The organism is Epilithonimonas pallida, assembly GCF_900182975.1.
Taxonomy (GTDB): Bacteria; Bacteroidota; Bacteroidia; order Flavobacteriales; family Weeksellaceae; genus Epilithonimonas; species Epilithonimonas pallida.
On the sequence record NZ_FXUO01000005.1, the window covers coordinates 310,017 to 329,495 of the forward strand.

At 35.1% G+C, this 19,479-nt stretch carries 16 protein-coding genes; 12 read left to right on the plus strand and 4 right to left on the minus strand.

What is annotated here, in order from left to right; translation table 11 throughout:
* Positions 1 to 3: 3 nt before the first annotated feature.
* Both fabF and QOL71_RS11880 read right to left on the minus strand, forming a co-directional pair.
* Positions 4 to 1,251 (minus strand): beta-ketoacyl-ACP synthase II, encoded by a 1,248-nt coding sequence (gene fabF / locus QOL71_RS11875; protein WP_283417122.1) that lies wholly within the window; start codon positions 1,249 to 1,251, stop codon positions 4 to 6.
* 22 nt (positions 1,252 to 1,273) lie between these two features.
* The gene (locus tag QOL71_RS11880) at positions 1,274 to 1,513 is read right to left on the minus strand and encodes an acyl carrier protein (RefSeq protein WP_002976354.1); all 240 of its coding nucleotides are present in this window, start codon (positions 1,511 to 1,513) and stop codon (positions 1,274 to 1,276) included.
* 179 nt (positions 1,514 to 1,692) lie between these two features.
* On the opposite strand from QOL71_RS11880, the gene folE reads away from it, so the two are divergent.
* The 12 genes from folE (at position 1,693) to QOL71_RS11940 (ending at position 15,366) form a co-directional block, all read left to right on the plus strand.
* Positions 1,693 to 2,358 carry a GTP cyclohydrolase I FolE gene (folE, locus tag QOL71_RS11885; protein WP_283417123.1) on the plus strand — a complete coding sequence of 222 codons (666 nt, stop codon included), beginning with the start codon at positions 1,693 to 1,695 and terminating at the stop codon, positions 2,356 to 2,358.
* A 1-nt stretch (position 2,359) separates the two neighbouring features.
* A complete protein-coding gene (locus QOL71_RS11890; protein WP_283417124.1) occupies positions 2,360 to 2,806 on the plus strand; it encodes a DinB family protein in 447 nt (148 codons plus the stop codon).
* A 105-nt stretch (positions 2,807 to 2,911) separates the two neighbouring features.
* Positions 2,912 to 4,381: a cysteine--tRNA ligase gene (cysS, locus tag QOL71_RS11895; RefSeq protein WP_283417125.1), complete on the plus strand. Its 1,470-nt coding sequence runs from the start codon at positions 2,912 to 2,914 to the stop codon at positions 4,379 to 4,381.
* A 117-nt stretch (positions 4,382 to 4,498) separates the two neighbouring features.
* Complete coding sequence (locus QOL71_RS11900; RefSeq protein ID WP_283417126.1) at positions 4,499 to 5,650, plus strand: T9SS type A sorting domain-containing protein; 1,152 nt, start codon at positions 4,499 to 4,501, stop codon at positions 5,648 to 5,650.
* A gap of 99 nt (positions 5,651 to 5,749) precedes the next feature.
* Positions 5,750 to 6,340 (plus strand): hypothetical protein, encoded by a 591-nt coding sequence (locus QOL71_RS11905; RefSeq protein WP_283417127.1) that lies wholly within the window; start codon positions 5,750 to 5,752, stop codon positions 6,338 to 6,340.
* A 21-nt stretch (positions 6,341 to 6,361) separates the two neighbouring features.
* On the plus strand, positions 6,362 to 6,484 hold the full coding sequence (locus tag QOL71_RS11910) for a hypothetical protein (protein WP_283417128.1): 123 nt from the start codon (positions 6,362 to 6,364) through the stop codon (positions 6,482 to 6,484).
* 57 nt (positions 6,485 to 6,541) lie between these two features.
* Entirely contained in the window at positions 6,542 to 9,196 is a 2,655-nt protein-coding gene (locus QOL71_RS11915) for a 4-alpha-glucanotransferase (RefSeq protein WP_283417129.1), read from the plus strand.
* A gap of 218 nt (positions 9,197 to 9,414) precedes the next feature.
* Positions 9,415 to 10,410, plus strand: a complete 996-nt coding sequence (locus QOL71_RS11920; protein WP_283417130.1) for a hypothetical protein — start codon at positions 9,415 to 9,417, stop codon at positions 10,408 to 10,410.
* 107 nt (positions 10,411 to 10,517) lie between these two features.
* A complete protein-coding gene (locus QOL71_RS11925; RefSeq protein ID WP_283417131.1) occupies positions 10,518 to 10,895 on the plus strand; it encodes a hypothetical protein in 378 nt (125 codons plus the stop codon).
* An 81-nt stretch (positions 10,896 to 10,976) separates the two neighbouring features.
* Positions 10,977 to 11,486, plus strand: coding sequence for a ferritin (locus QOL71_RS11930; protein ID WP_283417132.1), 510 nt, complete (start codon positions 10,977 to 10,979; stop codon positions 11,484 to 11,486).
* Between the two features lie 15 nt (positions 11,487 to 11,501).
* The gene (locus QOL71_RS11935; protein ID WP_283417133.1) at positions 11,502 to 13,382 is read left to right on the plus strand and encodes a DUF3858 domain-containing protein; all 1,881 of its coding nucleotides are present in this window, start codon (positions 11,502 to 11,504) and stop codon (positions 13,380 to 13,382) included.
* A 13-nt stretch (positions 13,383 to 13,395) separates the two neighbouring features.
* Positions 13,396 to 15,366: a DUF3858 domain-containing protein gene (locus QOL71_RS11940; RefSeq protein WP_283417134.1), complete on the plus strand. Its 1,971-nt coding sequence runs from the start codon at positions 13,396 to 13,398 to the stop codon at positions 15,364 to 15,366.
* Positions 15,367 to 15,404: 38 nt separating this feature from the next.
* Here QOL71_RS11940 and QOL71_RS11945 read toward each other — a convergent pair whose 3' ends face one another.
* Both QOL71_RS11945 and rnhB read right to left on the minus strand, forming a co-directional pair.
* Positions 15,405 to 18,554, minus strand: a complete 3,150-nt coding sequence (locus tag QOL71_RS11945) for a UvrD-helicase domain-containing protein (protein WP_283417135.1) — start codon at positions 18,552 to 18,554, stop codon at positions 15,405 to 15,407.
* Between the two features lie 229 nt (positions 18,555 to 18,783).
* Positions 18,784 to 19,377, minus strand: a complete 594-nt coding sequence (gene rnhB, locus QOL71_RS11950) for a ribonuclease HII (RefSeq protein WP_283417136.1) — start codon at positions 19,375 to 19,377, stop codon at positions 18,784 to 18,786.
* Between the last annotated feature and the right edge of the window lie 102 nt (positions 19,378 to 19,479).

A 19,479-nucleotide genomic window follows, 5' to 3' on the forward strand; every position in this document is an offset into this window, starting at 1 on the left:
ATATTATATTTTTTTGAAAAGAACACAGGCATTGTGACCTCCAAAACCAAACGTATTACTCATAGCAATATTCACATCTTTTTCAACCGCATGGTTGAAAGTGAAGTTCAGTCTGCTATCAATATTTTCATCATCAGTAAAATGATTGATGGTTGGCGGAACAATACCGTGGATAATGGTATGTAAAGCAGCAATGGCTTCAATAACACCGGCAGCACCCAAAAGGTGACCTGTCATTGACTTTGTAGAATTGATCTGAATATCGTAAGCGTGCTCCCCGAATAATTTTGCAATAGCATTAGATTCTGCGATGTCTCCTAGTGGAGTAGATGTACCGTGCATATTGATATGATCTACTTCATCAGCAGTTACACCAGCGTCTTCTAAACAATTCTTCATTACCAGATAAGCGCCCAGACCTTCAGGATGCGGTGCTGTCATATGATGTGCATCTGCACTCATACCACCACCAGCTAATTCTGCATAGATTGTTGCACCTCTTTGTTTGGCGTGTTCATATTCTTCCAGAATAATACAACCCGCTCCTTCACCCAAAACAAATCCATCTCTGTCTTTATCGAAAGGTCGAGAAGCTGTTTTTGGATCGTCGTTTCTTGTAGAAAGTGCGTGCATCGCATTGAAACCTCCCATTCCGCTCGCTGTAACAGCCGCTTCAGAACCTCCGCAAACGATGACGTCTGCTTTTCCAAGGTTGATCAGCATTTTAGCGTCGATCAAGGCATTTGCAGATGATGCACAAGCTGAAACAGTTGTGTAATTAGGCCCATGGAAACCGTACTCTATCGAGATATTTCCTGGCGTAATGTCTGCAATCATTTTTGGAATAAAGAATGGATTGAATCTAGGAATACCGTTAGATTCAGCAAAACCTAAAACTTCTGTTTCGAAAGTTTCCAGTCCGCCAATTCCTGATCCCCAAACTACACCTACGCGATCTTTATTCACATTATCTTCGATAAGTCTGCTGTGCGCAATGGCTTCTCTGGCGGCAATCTGACCGAACTGAGAATTTCTATCCATTTTTTTAGCCTCTTTTTTATCAAAATAATTAAGAGGATCGTAGTTTTTTACCTCGCTGGCAAACTTAGTTTTGAAATTAGTGGAATCAAAAAGAGTAATAGGAGCAGCACCGCTCTCGCCCTTTATAAGGTTTTCCCAGTATTCTTTAGCATTATTTCCGATCGGTGTAATAGCGCCGAAGCCGGTTACAACTACTCTTTTTAATTCCATAAATTTTTTTGTCTAGATAATATTATTTATTTACAACTTCTTCGATGTAAGCAATAGCGTGACCTACAGTTGTAATTTTTTCTGCTTGATCATCAGGAATCTGAATATTGAATTCTTTTTCGAACTCCATGATTAATTCTACAGTATCCAAAGAATCAGCTCCTAAATCATTAGTGAAGCTAGCTTCTGGAGTTACTTCTGTTTCTTCAACGTCAAGCTTATCAGCGATGATAGCTTTTACTCTTGATGCAATGTCTGACATAGTATTTATTTTTAATTATGTTAATTTAGGTGCAAATATATAAAATTTCAAATCATTTCAATTTTTTTTTACTTTTTTAAACTCGTTGCAAATCTATCCTTTTTATAATCACAACTTTAAATTTACTCTAATTATAGTCCGCAAATTTGTTTATTTTTGCCGTATATTATAATGATATTATGGAACAATTTCCTGATAATGATGATGATCTGTTTACAGGCAAGGATCATACGCCTCTCAGAAAAGATGCTTTTGATCTTTCTCCTGATGAAAAAGTAAAAAAAATCGAACTGCTATTTGGGGAGATTATGCAAACTCTGGGTTTGGATATGACTGATGATTCTTTAAAAGATTCTCCAAAGCGTGTTGCAAAGATGTACGTAAACGAAATTTTCGGTGGTCTTCTTCCGGAAAATAAACCGGGTGTCTCCACTTTTAAGAATCAATATAAGTACCGTCAAATGCTGGTTGAGAAAGATATCACGGTTTATTCTTTCTGCGAACATCATTTCTTGCCGATTATCGGAAAAGCGCACGTGGCTTACATTTCAAATGGTGAAGTCATCGGTTTGTCAAAAATTAACAGAATTGTGGACTATTATGCAAAACGTCCGCAGGTTCAGGAACGTTTGACAATGCAGATTGTAGACGCTTTGAAAGAAGCTCTTGGTACCAATAATGTTGCTTGTATCATAGATGCAAAACATCTTTGTGTGAATTGCAGAGGAATCAAAGACACAGCAAGTTCTACGATTACAGCAGAATTGAGCGGGATTTTCAGAACCAATCCAATTACCAGACAGGAGTTCTTGCATTATGTAGGAAGTCATGCAAAATTTGATTAAAATGAATTATCAGATACTTAAAGATATTGTAGAAAATCAGATTGCAAAATTTCATTCGATTTCAGAGAGTCAATGGGATGAAAAATTGTCCGACGAAAAATGGTCTAAAAAAGAAATATTAGGTCATCTTTGTGACAGTGCTTTTACTAATATCAGAAGATTTGTTGTGACTCAATATAAAGAGAATGAAAATATTGTGTATGACCAGAATTTTTGGGTGAAAGCTCAAAACTATCAGAATACACCGATTTCGGACATCATAAATTTGTGGAAATATTTGAACCTTCAGATTGTAAACGTAGTTGAAAATATTCACGATGAACTATTGGAGAATATTTGCGATACAACTAAATCTGAAAAACAATCTTTTACTTTAAGATTTATTATTGATGATTATATTAGTCATATGAATCATCATTTAAAAGCGATTAATAATGATAAAGTTTAAAAAACAATCGAACAAAATCTTTATAGCAACAATTATTTGTTGTTGATGTTTTGTGTCAATATTTTAAATCGTTTATCAATTATAATTTATCATTAATTAAAATCAATGCAACTAAAAATATATAACTCGCTGTCAGGCGAAAAAGAAGTTTTCAAACCTATATTAGAAGGTAATATCGGGATGTACGTTTGTGGACCAACGGTTTACAGCAATGTGCATTTGGGAAATGTGAGAACTTTTTTGTCCTTTGATTTCATTTACAGAAGTCTTCAGTTTCTTGGATATAAAGTCAGATATGTCAGAAATATTACTGACGCCGGACATTTGACGGACGATGGCGATATCAATAATGACCGATTCATCAAGCAATCCAGATTAGAAAAACTGGAACCAATGGAGATTGTACAGAAATATACCGTCGATTTTCACGAGGTTTTGAAGAAATTTAATCTGCTTCCGCCAACTATTGAACCGACTGCGACTGGCCACATTATCGAACAATTGGAACTTACAAAACTTTTGGTAGAAAAAGGTTTTGCATATGAAAGTAATGGTTCTGTTTATTTCGATGTTTTGGAATACAATGCAAGAGGTCTTAATTACGGAGAATTGTCCAGAAGAAATATAGAAGAATTATTTGCTAATACAAGAGACTTAGATGGACAAGGCGAAAAGAAAAACCCACAGGATTTTGCACTTTGGAAAAAAGCCTCGCCGGAACATATTATGAAATGGCCTTCACCTTGGGGAGAGGGTTTCCCAGGCTGGCACTTAGAATGTACTGCGATGAGCACCAAATATCTGGGTGACCAATTCGATATCCATGGTGGTGGAATGGATTTGAAATTTCCGCACCACGAATGTGAAATAGCTCAGGGGAAAGCTTGCAATGGTGTAGAGCCGGTGAAATATTGGATGCACGCCAATATGCTGACGATGAATGGACAAAGAATGAGTAAATCTACCGGAAATTATATCCTTCCAATGGAACTGATTACCGGAAATAATGATTTCTTTGAAAAAGCGTTTCATCCAAGTGTTTTGAGGTTTTGCTTTTTACAGGCTCATTACAGAAGTGTTTTGGATATTTCCAATGATGCGATGCTGGCGAGCGAAAAAGGTTTTAATCGACTGATGGAAGCTGTGAAAATCTTGAATACTCAAACTCAGGTTGAAGGTGTGGAAACCTCTTCTTTTGATTATAAAAACTGGAAAGAAAAAGTTTTGGACGCTTTGACAGACGATTTCAACAGTCCGATTTTAATTTCTCATTTATTCGAGGCGGTGAAGTTTATTTCGGCTTCAAAATTGGATAAAGAAAGTATTTCCACAGAAGATTATGAAGATTTGAAACAATTCCTAAACGCCATTGTTTTTGAAGTTTTAGGTTTGGAAATGATTGAAGAATCTAATAATGATAAGCTTGACCAGACTTTGCAGGTTTTGATTGATTTGAGAAATCAAGCCAGAAAAGCTAAAAATTGGGAATTATCTGACCAGATCCGTGACCAGCTTCTGGAAAAAGGAATTGAGCTGAAAGATGGACGGGATGGGACAAGTTATGTTCTGAATTAATTCATTAAAGCAATAAATATTTAAACCTTTCGTAAAAAACGGAAGGTTTTTTTGTTGATGTAAGTATTATATTGTAGAAATACTTAACTTAGTGTCAATTAATTAAACACTTTTACTATGAAAAAATCTCTATCAACTTTACTTTTATTGTTTATTGGCGCAAGTTCTTTTGCTCAGCAGGATATTTTTGCACTCACTGGAAAAGATGCTACAAATATTATTTTTCAGGATTTTCGTGCTTTGGATTCCAGAAGAGGAATTACTGAAAATATTCTTTTGTCAGGTAAAGACCAACCCAGAATTTATTCCAGCAAATTAAACAAAGATATTTCTGAAGATGTTAAATCTTCAGCCAATGCTTTATCCAGTCAAATTGCAGCTTTAGCTGTCGATGGAAGAGGGAAATTGGTTTATATGCCAATGTTTTCTTCCAATATTTATATTCTGGATTCCAAGACCAAAAACGTCACGTTGCTGGAAAATAATCTTTCCAATCCAACATCTTGCGACACTGGTTCGCAGTTTTCCAGAATGTCGACAGGAAATGATGGAAATATTTATGCACTTTCTAATTCCGGTTCTCAGCTTTTGAAGATTTTTTATAAAGATGGGAAATATGCTGTTACAGATTTGGGAATTGTGAAAGATGACTCTGGTAATGGAGAAAATCAGTTAAGCAAGATGCAAACTGGCTTTGGAGGCGATATGATTTCGGATGATAATAACAATATCTATGTTTTTTCAGCTTTTGGAAGTGTCTTCAAAGTGTCTTTGAATGATATGAAAGCTAAATTCATCGGGAAAATAAAGTCTTTGCCTGAGAATTTTTCGATTAATGGCGTTGCAGTCAATGCTGAAGGTAAAATCGTTTTGGCAAGTGCAAAAGGCGGCGCTTTTCATAGTGTAAATCTCGAAACATTACAGGCGGAAACGATGAATAACAATCTTAATATGCCAGTTTATGACCTCGGAAGTCCTTATGTTTTGAAATCGAACAAAGCTGCTATTGACATTAGTAAAAATGATATTTACCCAACAAATGTTTCAGAAGGCTTTGTGAATATAAGAATTGCGACTAACCAAAAAGGAAATGCTAATGTAAAAGTTTATAATGCTTCCGGAAATCTGGTTTCCAATCAAACCATTACCAATATTTCCAATTCTGAGAACAGAATTGAATTAGACAAATTAGTTTCTGGTATTTATGTGGTTAATGTGGAATCCGAAAATGGGAAAACAATTGTTTCTAAGAAAATCATTGTTAAATAGTTTACTTTTAATCTTAAATATTTAAAAATACGGTTAACGAAAGTTAAACCGTATTTTTATTTTAGCAAAGAAGTTTATTTTTGAAAAAACTATCAGCGTTTGAAACGATTTTTACAGATTCTTTTTCTTATTTTATATGGTTTTACTTTTTCTCAGAACATTTCAGGAAACGTAATGTCGGAGGACGAAGTTCTCATTCCCAAAGTTTTGATTGTGAATATGACTACTAATCAAAAAACTTATAGTGATTCTTATGGGAAATTTTCAATCGATGCTAATATAGGAGACGAAATTCGGTTTGCTAAGGAAAGTTACAGATTAGGAAAAATAGTGATTACCAGTAATAATTTTCAGGTCGTTAAATTGGAGAAAATCCCGCAAGAGATAGAGGGAGTGAAAATCATCAATAAAAATCTTGCAGAATCTCAGGAAGAAAAACTAAGAAAAGATATAGGATTACCGAAAGGTCCGGAAAAACCTCGCGAAAAACCAGCTGATGCGGTTGATGATATTGTAAAGCCGCTAATAAGAATTCCTCCAATGGTTAATGTTCAGGCAATCTATGATGTTGTTAGCGGCAAATCAAAACGTCTAAGAAGACTTTATAAATATGAAGATTTGCAGGAAGGTTTGGCTTGGATTCAGAATAATGTAGACTTAGAATATTTTGCAGAAGCCGGAATTTCGTAAGATAAATTCAATGATTTTCTGATGTATTCTCTAAAAGATGAGAAAGTCCTGATGTATATGAAAGCCAAAAATATAGGTGGAATTACTGTTTCCTTGGATAATCATATTGCGGCTTATCTGGAAGTTATTTCGAAAAAAAAATAAATTTTACACCATTGCAAGAAATCATTAAATTGCGTCAATATTAATAGACCTTAATAAATGAAACTATACTTTAGTGTTAACTTCGGAACAAAAGTTGGCCAGCGGCTCATTTTGCGCCTATTTGACGATAAAAATGAGCATCGTGATTACAGCCTGAACTATTCCGAAAATAACAACTGGACCTCTGAAATTGATTATTTTTCCAAATCAATTCTCTACAAATATCTTGTTGTAACCGAAGATGGTGAAGTTTTGGACGAAGAGATTCCTTTTCATAGACTTAATTTGCCTAATAGCTTCAAAGAATTTGTAATTTTTGACCAATGGAATCTTAAAAATTTCCCCGAAAATTATCTGACCAACAAAATCCTTCACAACCGTTTACAAGGTTTTCAGCCGGCAAAACAACCGGTTGTCAAAAAACACACGCATCTTTTCCGAATAGAAGCGCCGCTTTATCATCCGAATTGGAAATTGGTTTTGATTGGAAATGTAGACGCTTTGGGAAATTGGGATTATGAAAAAGCAATTGAACTGAATGAAACTGATTACGGTGTTTGGGAAACCGGCGTAGAAATCAATTCTCATCAAACGATTCTTTACAAATACGCAATTAAAGATAAAAATACGGGTAAGGTTTTTTATGTTGAACCAGGCGAAAATCGTTGGGTTTTCGGAAATCCGAACAAAGATATTCTTTATGTGAAAGCGGACCATTATTTCAAATTCGATAACCATACGCTTTGGCATTCTGCAGGTGTTGCAGTTCCTGTTTTTTCTTTGAGAACGGAAGACGGTTTCGGAGTTGGAGAATTTCCTGATATCAAAAAATTAGGCGATTGGGCTAATGAAACCAAGCTTTCTGTGATTCAGATTTTACCGATTAATGATACGACTGCGAATTACACTTGGACAGATTCTTATCCTTACGCAGCGATTTCGGTTTATGCACTTCATCCGCAATATCTTTCGATTGAAAAATTAGAATATGCTTTGCCAAAGGATTTGGTGAAAGATTATCAATCGAAAAAAGCGGAACTAAATGCGTTGTCTTTGATTGATTACGAGCAGATGATTTCCGGAAAATGGAAATATGCAAAAGCAGTTTTCGAAGAGAATAAAGGCACGATTCTAAAAGATAAAAACTTCAAAAAGTTCATTAAAGATAATGAAGAATGGTTAATGCCTTACTCTGCATTTTGTGTTTTGAGAGACAAATACAAAACGCCCAACTTTAACGAATGGAAGACGCATAAAAAATATGTGGCGGGAAAAGTAGCAACGCTTTATTCTCCAAAGCATAAAGAATATTCTCAATTGATGCTTCATGCGTGGATTCAGTATCAGTTGCATCTGCAGTTACAGGATGCTGTGGAATATCTTCATCATTTGGGGATTTCCGTAAAAGGAGATTTACCGATTGGGATTTACCGACATTCTGTAGAAGCCTGGACAGAGCCGGAATTATTCGGGATGGATTTCCAGGCTGGTGCGCCGCCGGATCAATTTTCGGATTTGGGACAAAACTGGGAATTCCCTACTTATAACTGGGAAGTGATGAAAGCCGATGGTTATCAGTGGTGGAAAAAACGTTTCAAAGTCTTAGAACAATATTTTGATGCGATGAGAATTGACCACATTCTTGGATTTTTCAGAATCTGGAGAATGCCAATTTCTGCGACTCAAGGATTGTTAGGTTATTTTTACCCAGCCCTTCCTGTTACAGAAAAAGAGTTTGCGGATAGACAAATCCCTTTCAGTTTCGACAGATATGTTAAGCCATTTGTGAATGATCCTATTCTTTGGGAAAACTTTGGCGAGTTTAAAGAGAAAGTTCAGAGCCGTTTCTTTGATAATCATCATAATGGCGTTTACACTTTCAAACCGGAATTTGATACGCAGAGAAAATTAACCGATTATTTCAAAAAAGAATCTTGGGACTGGGCAGAAGAAAAATTGATTTCTCTGGCTGGAAATGTTCTATTCTTAACAGAGGAAACAGAAAATGGAATCGTTTATCATCCAAGGTTTAACATTGCTAAGACAACTTCGTTCAAATATCTTCCGGAGTGGGAAAAAGCGAAATTGCTTGACCTTTATAATGATTATTTTTTCAAACGTCAGGATGGACTTTGGTATCAGAAAGCAATGGAAAAATTACCGGCTTTACTGAATTCTACAACGATGTTGATTTGTGGTGAGGATTTAGGTTTGGTTCCGGATTCAGTTCCTGTTGTAATGGATAAATTAGCGATTACCGCTTTGAAAGTTCAGAGAATGCCTTCGGAAAATATCGCTTGGTACGACCCAAAAAATGTAAGTTATCTTAATGTTGTTACAGCTTCTTCTCACGACAGCTCTACACTGAGACAATGGTGGCATGAGGATAGAAATTTGACTCAAAAATATTTTAACAATCAGTTAGGTCAATATGGTACAGCACCTTGGGATTTGTCCCCGGAATTGTCAGAAATCATAATGAAGCAACATCTTTATACAGATGCAATGCTGGCAATCTTTCCGATTCAGGAATTTTTGGCAACGGATGAAGAGTTGATGAATCCGAATATGGATGAAGAAAGAATCAATAATCCTGCTGTTTTTCCACATTACTGGCGATACAGGATACACCTGAACTTGGAAGATTTGAAAACTAAAGACAAATTCAATCAAAAAATTGCAAGTTGGGTTGAAAATAGCGACCGATATTAATTCTAAAAAATAAATTTTAAAGCCTTTCAAATTTTTGAAGGGCTTTTTTTTGTTGAAAATTATTAGTCTGATTATCAATGCTAAAATAGGTTTTCGAATCTATTTTTAATTCAAATATAAGTCTTGGTTTAACTTTTTTTCTTCGTTCATATCCAAAAGATAGAAAGTTCAGAATCACAGATATGAATTTTCTGTTTTAATTAGTTAAAATAAAAGAAATGAAAAAGATAATTTTAGGACTTGCTTTGATTTTAGGAAGCATGACATTTGCCCAGGACTATTACGATACTTATCCTCAGGACTATAATGGTTACGAATATTATGATAATTCATATGATTATCCGGATGATTATTATTACAACTATCCTGCGGATTATTATCCGGATCAGTATTACCAGGGTTATTATAATGATTACAGAAATGCTGTTTTCTCTGTTAATTGGGATCAGTTTTTTATTCAATACCGCTTGAGTCCTTTTCAGATCAATCAGATCGTGATGCTGAATAATAGATTTGCATCTTATGCTGCCTGGAATGCCTATTACAGATGGAATCCGGACAGATGGTATTATGACAGGTTTTTTGCTTTACAAAATATATTAGGGCCAAGAATCTTCGTTGTTTATCAAAATGTTTATTTCCGGGGAAGAAGCCCTTTTGTATATTACAGAAACCGTTGTGTCAACTTCTATGCAAGACGATATCCTGTAAGACCAGTTTATAGAAATGTGAATATCAACATCTACAGAGTTGACAGAAACAATTTCAGAGATGGTTTCAGAAGTATTGGCAGGAATCAGGATATGATTCAGCCAAATAGAAATAACGGAACCAGAAACGATAATTCAAGAAGCGGGTCAAACGGAAACGGCTGGGGTGGAATAAGAAATTCTCAAAGTGAAGGAATCAGATCTAATGAGAACAATGGTGTCAGAAATGCCGGAGGAATAAGAAATGGCGGTTTCGAAAATAATGATCGCCCACAAGTTCAACCAGAAGGGATTAGAAATTCCGGTGGAATAAGAAATGGAAATGGTTTTGGAAAGGATCGTTCACCAATTCAATCAGATGGGATCAGAAACCAAGGCGGAATCAGACAAAATCAGAATTCTGAAAGAAGAATTGAAAACAGGGGCAATGGCAACCAAAGGAACTCTTCTCCAAGATCCGAGAACGGTAATAGAAATTCGGGAAATAGATTTGTTTCAAGGTAATCAAATTAAAATTTATAATTATTTAACAATATCATTGATTAACTTTATAATTATTAACAAATCAAACTAACAAATAAAAATTTATTAATATTTAAATCAATTAAAAAATGAAAAAATTAATTTTAAGTGTGGCATTCCTTGGATTAGGTGTTTTCAGTTTTGCTCAAACAACGGATAGAAAAGCGGACTTTGAACAGAAAAAAGCAGAAAGACTCCAAAAGATGAAACAAGAGCTGAATCTTACTGATGCTCAGGTTGCCCAGATCAAGGCGTTACACGAACAGAAAGCTGCCGAAAGAAAGCAGGAAATGACAGCGAAAAAAGAAGACAGAATGCAAAAGATGAAACAGAATGAAGCAGACATGCAAAAAATTCTAACTCCTGACCAATACAAAAAGTTCCAAGAGATGAAAGCTAAGAAAATGGCAGAAAGAAGGGAACAATTCCAAAATAGAAAAAGCGCGGAAACAGCTGTAGTGAAGTAAGTTATTATTTAGTGGTTAATTTTATGAAAGAGTGGTTTTTTAAGCCGCTCTTTTTTTATATTTGGGAAAAATTTAACATTTATGGTTAGCGATACTATTATTACATTAATTAATGAACAAATAACAAAGGAACAATATGCGGCACAGCTTTATTTATCTATGAGTGCCTGGTTTTATTCTCAGGATCTTGAGGGTATTGCCAACTATTTCCGTGTACAATCTAAAGAAGAACTCATGCATGCGGATAAAATGTTTGATTATGTTCATGATATTGGTGGAAAAATTATTCTGAACGAAGTTCCAAAACCTCCGCATGAATTCAATAATGCTCAGGAGATTTTTGAAAAAGCTTTGGAACATGAGAGATTGGTAACAAAAAGTATTTTCAATATCGTAAAAGCAGCTAATGATGAAGGCGATTTTGCAACGACAAGCTTTTTGCAATGGTTTATCAATGAGCAGGTAGAAGAAGAATCCAGTGCATCACTTTTAGTAACAAAAATCAAAATGGTAAAAGATAATCCGTCTGCATTATATCTTTTTGATCAGGAACTGGCTCAAAGAGTTTTTAATCCTGCTGCGGAGAATTGATTTAAAATTACACAGATGAAAAAACTAATAACCCTATTGGTGTTAATTTCTGTCAGGACGTTTTCACAAAACTACGCGATATCCGAAATTCCGGAAGAACTTAAAAAAGATGCGAATGCTGTAATTCGCAATATTAGTTCCGAATATGTTATCAAAGCTGAAGATAATATTGAACTAAAGAAGAAAATCATTATTTCTATATTGAACAAAGCAGGTGAAAGCGTTTCGTACGTTTATATCCCTTATGATAAATACAGCAAAATTTCTGATATTAAAATCAAAATTCTGGATGAGAATGGGAAACAAATTAAAACCTATTCTAAGAGTGATCTTAATGATGTCAGCCAGTCAAATGATTCCTATCTATATTCTGATGACAGAGCTTTGAAAATGAGAATCATTCATCCGGTTTATCCTTATACTATAGAAACTTCTTACACAGAGAGGTCATCAGACACGGTATTCCTTCCCGTATTACAACCTTATATGGATGAAAACGTTTCAGTACAAAACTGGAGTGTGGAATTCAAAAATGAATCAGGGATTAAACTTCGTAAAAAAGTCACAGAAACATCTTTTGGAAAAGCAGAGATATCGGAATCTGATCAGTATTTAAAAGCGGCTTACAAAAATCTTCCGGCTTATAAAGATGAAAATTATTCCCCAGATGAAAAAGTTGTTGTGTCCAAAGTAGAATTCGCATTAGATAAAGCCTGTTTGAAAGGTATTTGTGGCGATTTTTCCAACTGGAACAGTTTTGCGAATTGGTATAAAGGTTTACTGGATCCCGTTTCAGTTGTGACGCCGGAAATTCAGCAAGAGATAAATGCTCTTAATCTTAGCGGAACTGTTTCTGAAAAGGTCCAGAAAATCTACCAATACATGCAAAGTAAAACACGATATGTTTTTGTTGCAATCGGAATTGGCGGCTGGCAGCCGATGTCTGCGGATGATGTTAGAAAGAAAGGTTACGGCGATTGCAAAGCTTTGACCAATTATATGAGAGTTCTTTTGAAAGCTGCAGGAATTCCTTCTTATTATTCTGTAATTTATAGTGATAAAACGGCGAAAACTTTTGATAAAGATTTCCCGAAAATGGATGGCAATCACATCATACTTTGCGTACCGACAGAGAATGGAAATATCTGGTTGGAAAATACTTCGCAAAATATAGCTTTCAACCATTTGAGTTATACAACTATGGACAGAAATGTGATCATGGTAAAAGATAACACAGCGGAGATCATTGATACACCGAAGTCTTTATCAGAAAATAATAAGGAGATTTTAAAAATAAAAGCCAATATCTCAGCGGATAATACATTGAGCGTTTCTTCCAGTTTTAATTTCTCAGGAGGGATGTATGATATATTTTTACCATTGGTTTCTCTATCGCCGGCAGATCAAAAAGATGCTATGAGAAAGCGGTATGATTATCTCCAGTTTTCTAATATCGATGTAACAAATTTGAAAAATGACAGAACTGAAGCAACAATAAATTTTGATTTAAACTTCAAAGCAAATAACTATTCCAAGTCACTAGGATCTGACATATATTTCAGAGCGATCCCGTTTTTAGATTCCGATTTTTACTTGGAAAGTACAGATAGAAAACTTCCAATTGAGATTCCATTTGGATTCACGGATGATTATGAGATAGAATATACAATTCCCGAAAACTACAAATTTTCTGAAAATCTAGCTCCTGCAACTCTTGATTCTGAGTTCGGAAGTTTTTCTATGGAATTTGTAAATCAGGATAAAAAGCTTTTGGTTAAGAGAAAATTTATGCTAAAGAAAGGTACTTTTCCTCCGGATAAGATTTCGGATTATATTAATTTCAGAAAAAAAGCAAATAAATTAGATCATACAAAAATACTTATAACAAAACTTTAATAAAAACCAGATAATGAAAACTAAAATTTTACAATTGATACTGATTGGCGCAGTTCTTCCAATTTTTGCACAATACAAATTTCTTGACGTTCCAAAGTTGGATAATGAAGATCTAAAATCGACTACTTATTCAAAAAATCCTTCAGAAGCAGCAGAAATTCTTTATAAATCTTATCATTATTATATAACTGATGGAGAACTCAATTTGGATGTTGTAAGCCGTATAAAGATTTATAAAAAAGATCAGGCAGAAAAATTCCTTAATCAGGAAATCTATACTTATGATGGTAAAAATAACAAATCGGAAAAGGTAACTTCTCTTAAAGTTTATACCTATAATCTTGTTAACGGCAAAGTAGAAACTACAACTGTTGAAAAAAACTCTAAATACAAATCTAAAGAATCTAAATACTATACAGTTACTAAGTTTGCTTTCGAAAATGTGAAAGACGGTTCTGTTGTAGAATACAAATATTCTGTTTTGTCACCTTATGTTTGGTCCGTAGATAAGGTTACTGTAGAAGATAATGTCCCCACGCGCCGTTTTGATTATGTTTTGGATTTTCCAAAATATCTTGGATTCAACATCGATTATAAAGGAAGCCTAACACCAAAAAACAGAGATGTTGCTGATAAAAACATCTACGGAGGAGAATATTATACTTATAGGTTTGGGTATGAGAATATTCCGCCTTACAGAGATGAGAAATATGTTCATAATTTGGATAACTATAGAACATCTATAAGAGCAGAGCTTAATTCTACCAATATTACAAGAGTACCAGGAGCTTATGAATCTGGTGATTTAGGAGGATTCAAGTCTTACGCAGTAAGCTGGAACGATATCCGCAAGCAATTGTATGACTCCGAATATTTTGGAGAACAATTGAAAAAGAAATCTTTGGTAAAAGAGCTGCTTCCTGCTGATATTAAGAATATCTCTTCTCCTGCTGAAAAAGCGGCTGCAATTCAGAAATTTGTAGAGAAAAATTATACTTGGAACAATTATTATACTGTAGGAGCGGAAGATGGTAAAGGAATTAAAAATCTTTTAGAAACCAAAGTGGGAAGTTCTGGCGAGATCAATCTGTTGATGATCTTGTTAATGAGAAGTGTAGGCTTAGATGCTCAGCCAATCGTGTTATCTACAATAGGAAAAGGGCTCTTACTGGATCATTCTCCCTCTTTGAACCAACTTAATTATGTTTTGGCTTTGCTGGATATTGGAGGAAAAGCCGTTATTTATGATGCCACATCAAAGATGATGCTCCCGAATCTTATCCGTCCGAACGCACTTAATTATAATGGATATGTGATGACGGAGAAAGAAGCTAAAAAAGTAAATATTTTTTGCCCAGGGAAAAGCACAACTTATCTTACGGTTGATGCAAAGTTAAATCCGGACGGAACGGTTGAAGGTTCATTTTCAGATAAAGATACAATGTTGTATGCAATGATGAACAACGAGAAATATAATGAAGATAAAACTGCTTATCAAAAAGAATCTTACAAAGACCGTTATACATTTCCTTTTACAAACATCAAAACAGAATTATTGGATAATAATGATTTCCAGACTAGTTTTGATTTCGATTCCGATTCTTTTGTGGACGGGATTGGCGGTAAGTTGGTTTTCAATCCATTGTTATTCCTCTATAACAAGTCTCATGATTTTGATCAGACCGAAGAACGTCGTTCACCTATTGAGCTTTACACAGGTTATGATAAGATCAAAAAAGTGACCATTACTTTACCGGACGGTTATGCTTTTGAGAATGTGCCAAAATCCAAGAAATTCAGAACAGAGGACAGTGCAATCCAATATGTCTATAAAGTGACTCAAGAAGGAAATAAGCTGACTGTGGAAACCACAACTACGGTTGAAGATCCCGTTTATCCGAAAGAATATTATCCGGCATTCAAGCAGATCTTCGATAATATCACGAAGATGGAAGGCCAGGTTGTAACAGCCGTTAAGAAATAAAAAGCAAATCCCGGGAAATTATTTTCTCGGGATTTTGTTTATATATAGATCACGTCTGTTTTGATGACTTTCTTGCCAAACTGCTCCAGCTTATTTTTATAAATTTCAACTTGCTTTTGGTCTTTGTCTTTTTCCTCGCCGGTCTTGAAATCCACAATGATAATGCCATTTTCCGTTTCTACCAATCGGTCCGGACGATACGTTTTGAATTGCTCATTTTCTGTCGCAAACATTTCTCTTTCATTGATGATTTTCAGATGGTCTTCAAAATAAGCGGAATAGTTAGCATTAGTAAGAACATTTTCAATCCTTTCCAGTATAGATTTTTTTTCTTCATTCGTAATAACGCCGTCCAGAAGATAAGAGTTCAGAACTTTGGAAACATCTTTTTTAGTTTTGATTTTAGACAAAATCTCGTGCGTGAAAATTCCCATTCGCACGTGTTCTACACGGTTTTGATAATTTTTGGAAGTGGTAGCAATTTCTATATTCGAAGCTCTTTCTGTTTTCTGGGAAATCGAATTGATATTTTCTGAGAGATACTCTTTTTTCTTTTTCCGTTTTTGTTTTCTTAAATCAGTAACAGGGAAAATATCAAACGAATCTAATTTTTCTCCGTTCTCTGTCGGCTGAATCTCTGTCACAAAATCAAATAATTCAAGATGATTAGAAGATTTGCTCGGCTTTTCCAGGTACAGGAAAAGCTGTTCCACAGGTCTTGTAGTTGCAACGTATTGAATACAAAAACGGTCAATTTTATTCCGGTAAGAATTTTCAAAATTGAACTGCGCTAGATCTTCGTCATACGTTTCCAGCTCGGAAGAAAACTGAGTCAAAATCACGGTTTTCAATTCATCTTCACTGTTGAGATCGTACCATTCGGAGAATTTTTTATCGCTGTTTTCGTTCCTCATCGGGATAAAAACAACAGGAAACTCAAGACCTTTAGCTTTATGAATCGTCATAATCTGAACGGCATCAATATTCTCGCTCGCCTGAATGCTGATTTTCGAAGCTTCATCATCCCAGAATTTCAGAAATTCCTTCAACGTTGCGCCGGCGTTTTGCGTGTAATTGAACAACATTTCCAGAAAGTTCAGAAGGAAATCTGTTTCCTTATTTTCAACAGAGAATTCCTGAACATAATATTCGATGAAATTATAAAGATTAAGTTGCGGCACATCATTTTGAACCAATTTGATATGATAATGAGTATCAATATAATTTTCGATTTCTGACTTCGATTCCAGGTTCAGAATGGTTTTGATTTCAGAGGTGAAATCCGTCATTGTGATTCTGCCGGAAACATTCAGGAAGTACATCATTTTCACCAGAAACTGGCGGTTTTTCGAATTGATTTCCCATTTCAGGAATTCAATTAAAGCCTTGATTGTAAATGATAAGTCCAATGTCAATCCTTTCTCGGAGATGGTTTTGATATGGGTTTCTTTTCCGTTATAATGAACTTTCAGATTTCCTAATAGTTGGGAATAATTAAAAATATCATTGTTTCCACGACAAAGAATCGTGATGTCTGAAAATGAGAATCCATTATTCAGGCATTCCTGAATATCATTTTTCATTTTTTCTGCCGATTCTTCATAAAAAACAGATTTCACCGAGTTTTCCAAAAGATGAACTTTGACTCGGCCTTCCAGATTCGATTGTGCTTCCTGAACAGCATTTTCACTAAAGATTTTTTTATGCTCATCATTCAAAGCCTTAGACATAAAATCATACAACCGGTTATTGAAATCGACAATATTCTTAGCGCTTCGCCAATTGAATCTGAGGTGTTCAGCGGTTGCAAATTTTGGCGTGATTTCTTTTTGATTGATGATGTTCAGCATCAGTTCACTTTCGCCACCACGGAATCTATAGATGCTCTGTTTGGGGTCGCCGACAATTGTGAAACTCGTATTGTCTGAAGTGATGCTGTTATCACGCAGTGGTAAAAAATTTTGCCATTGCATTGCCGAAGTATCCTGGAATTCATCAAAAAAATAATGCTGAAACTGCGTTCCTACTTTTTCATAAATAAAAGCGGAAGGCTCATTCCGAAGATTTTCATTAATGATAATATTAAATTTCGAAAGCAAAACCAAATCGTTTTCTTCTTCGATTTCCAACAGCTTTTTCTGGATGTCGGCGTTGACCTTCAAAGGCAGAATCGCTTCCAGGATTTTTTCTTTTTTCTGAGAATCGATATAAAGGTCGATAATATCTTTTCGCCAGGAAATCAGTTGCGGCAGGATTTCCTCGATGTCACTTTGTTTATGCTTTGATTTTGCAGCAGCACCTTTAAAGTAAGTTGTCAATGCAGAATCTTCGTTGGAAGGAAAAGGAAATCCGTCTCGCTTTTTGTTATAAAAATCCTGAACCTTTTGGAAAAAACCGCCTAAACCGTTTTTTCCCTGAGCAAAATCTTCAATATCAATTCCTCGGGTTTTTATTAATTCTAAAGCTTGTGTCGCAAGTTGCGAGGATTGGATTCTGTTATCACTGATTTTTTTCCGCAACTCATTTTTCTTGTTTTCATAAGCCTGCCATTCAAAATCCTTATTTTCCTGCAAAGGCTGGTAATGAATATCATTCACAAATTTCTTCGCCGAATTATAAAGGGTTTGATTCAGATTGACCCGTTCATTATTGTCCAGATTATAATTAACGAAATCCATAAAAGCGTCTGAAACTGTTTCGTCTTCTCCAATTTCATCGAGCATTTTGTCCACCGCTTCTATCAGGTAAGGTTCCGGCTGAATCTCCAGGTTGAAGTTCTGAGCCAATCCTAATTCATAAGAAAAACTTTTGACTAATCTGGAGTTGAACTTATCAATCGTGCCAATGTTAAGCGTAGAGTAGTGATGTAAAATATAATCGAGAACTTTTTGAGAACGATGTCTCAAATCGTCTAATGTGATTCGATATCCTTGTTCTGAGAGCGCTTTTTGAATGTTTTTAAGGTCTTGATTTTCGGAATAGTTTTCTTTCACAAACTCACCAAGATAGAAAAGGATTCTTTCCTTCATTTCGTTGGCAGCTTTGTTCGTAAACGTTAATGCAATAATAGTCCTGATCGCATCCGGCTGATTCGGAAATCTAAGGCAGATCATCAACAGCCGCTGAACCAACGTGTAAGTTTTGCCGGAACCAGCCGAAGCATTGATGACTGTATATGAGTTTTGCATAGTAAACAAAGATAAAAGAAATATGATACAATAATCAAGACAAAAGAAACACAATGAAAATCAAGGATCTGAAAGTGTAAATTTTTAACTTGGGTTTGTTCGTCCTTTCTATATCCTATGTTCGTCCTTCGTTCGATGTAAAGATATCTGATGAAATTAAATCAAATGGTTTTAATTTACTTTAAAATATTAATTGAATTATGGGTTTTTTAGTTTTCGATTTGGTGTGTTAGATTTCCACATCATAATCCAGGCGGAAAGATTTTCTGTGATGGATATTCGGCCCGAATTTTTTCAAAGCTTTTTGATGTGTTTTCGTACAATAGCCAAAGTTTGTATTCCATCCATAATCGGGAAATTCATCATGAAGTCTTATCATCAGATTATCACGGTAGTTTTTCGCCAAAATAGATGCAGCTGCGATTGAAAGATATTTGCTGTCCCCTTTAATAATACAATGATGTGGAATGTAATTATATGGATGAAACTTGTTACCATCTACCAAAATCAGTTCAGGCCTTGTTTTGAGCTGATCGAGCGCAAGATGCATGGCGTGCAGGCTTGCATTGAGAATATTATGCTGGTCGATAAACTCAGGAGGTAGTTCTGCTATTGCAAAATCTACTGCATTCTCGCGGATATAGCTGTCCAGATTTTGTCTTGTCTGAAAATTTAACGTTTTAGAATCGTTAACTAAATTTTGCTTAAAATTTTTATCGACAATTACCGCAGCAGCAACCACAGGCCCGGCCAAGCAGCCTCTTCCGACTTCGTCGCATCCGGCTTCTATGAAGGTTTCTGAGAAGTTTTGTATTAATAGCATAATAAAAATTATTAGTCAAAGTTATTTATTAGTAAGGCATTTATAAAAATATTTAACAAATTTTTAAGAATTTATCTTGTATATATTAATAATGTTTTGCAT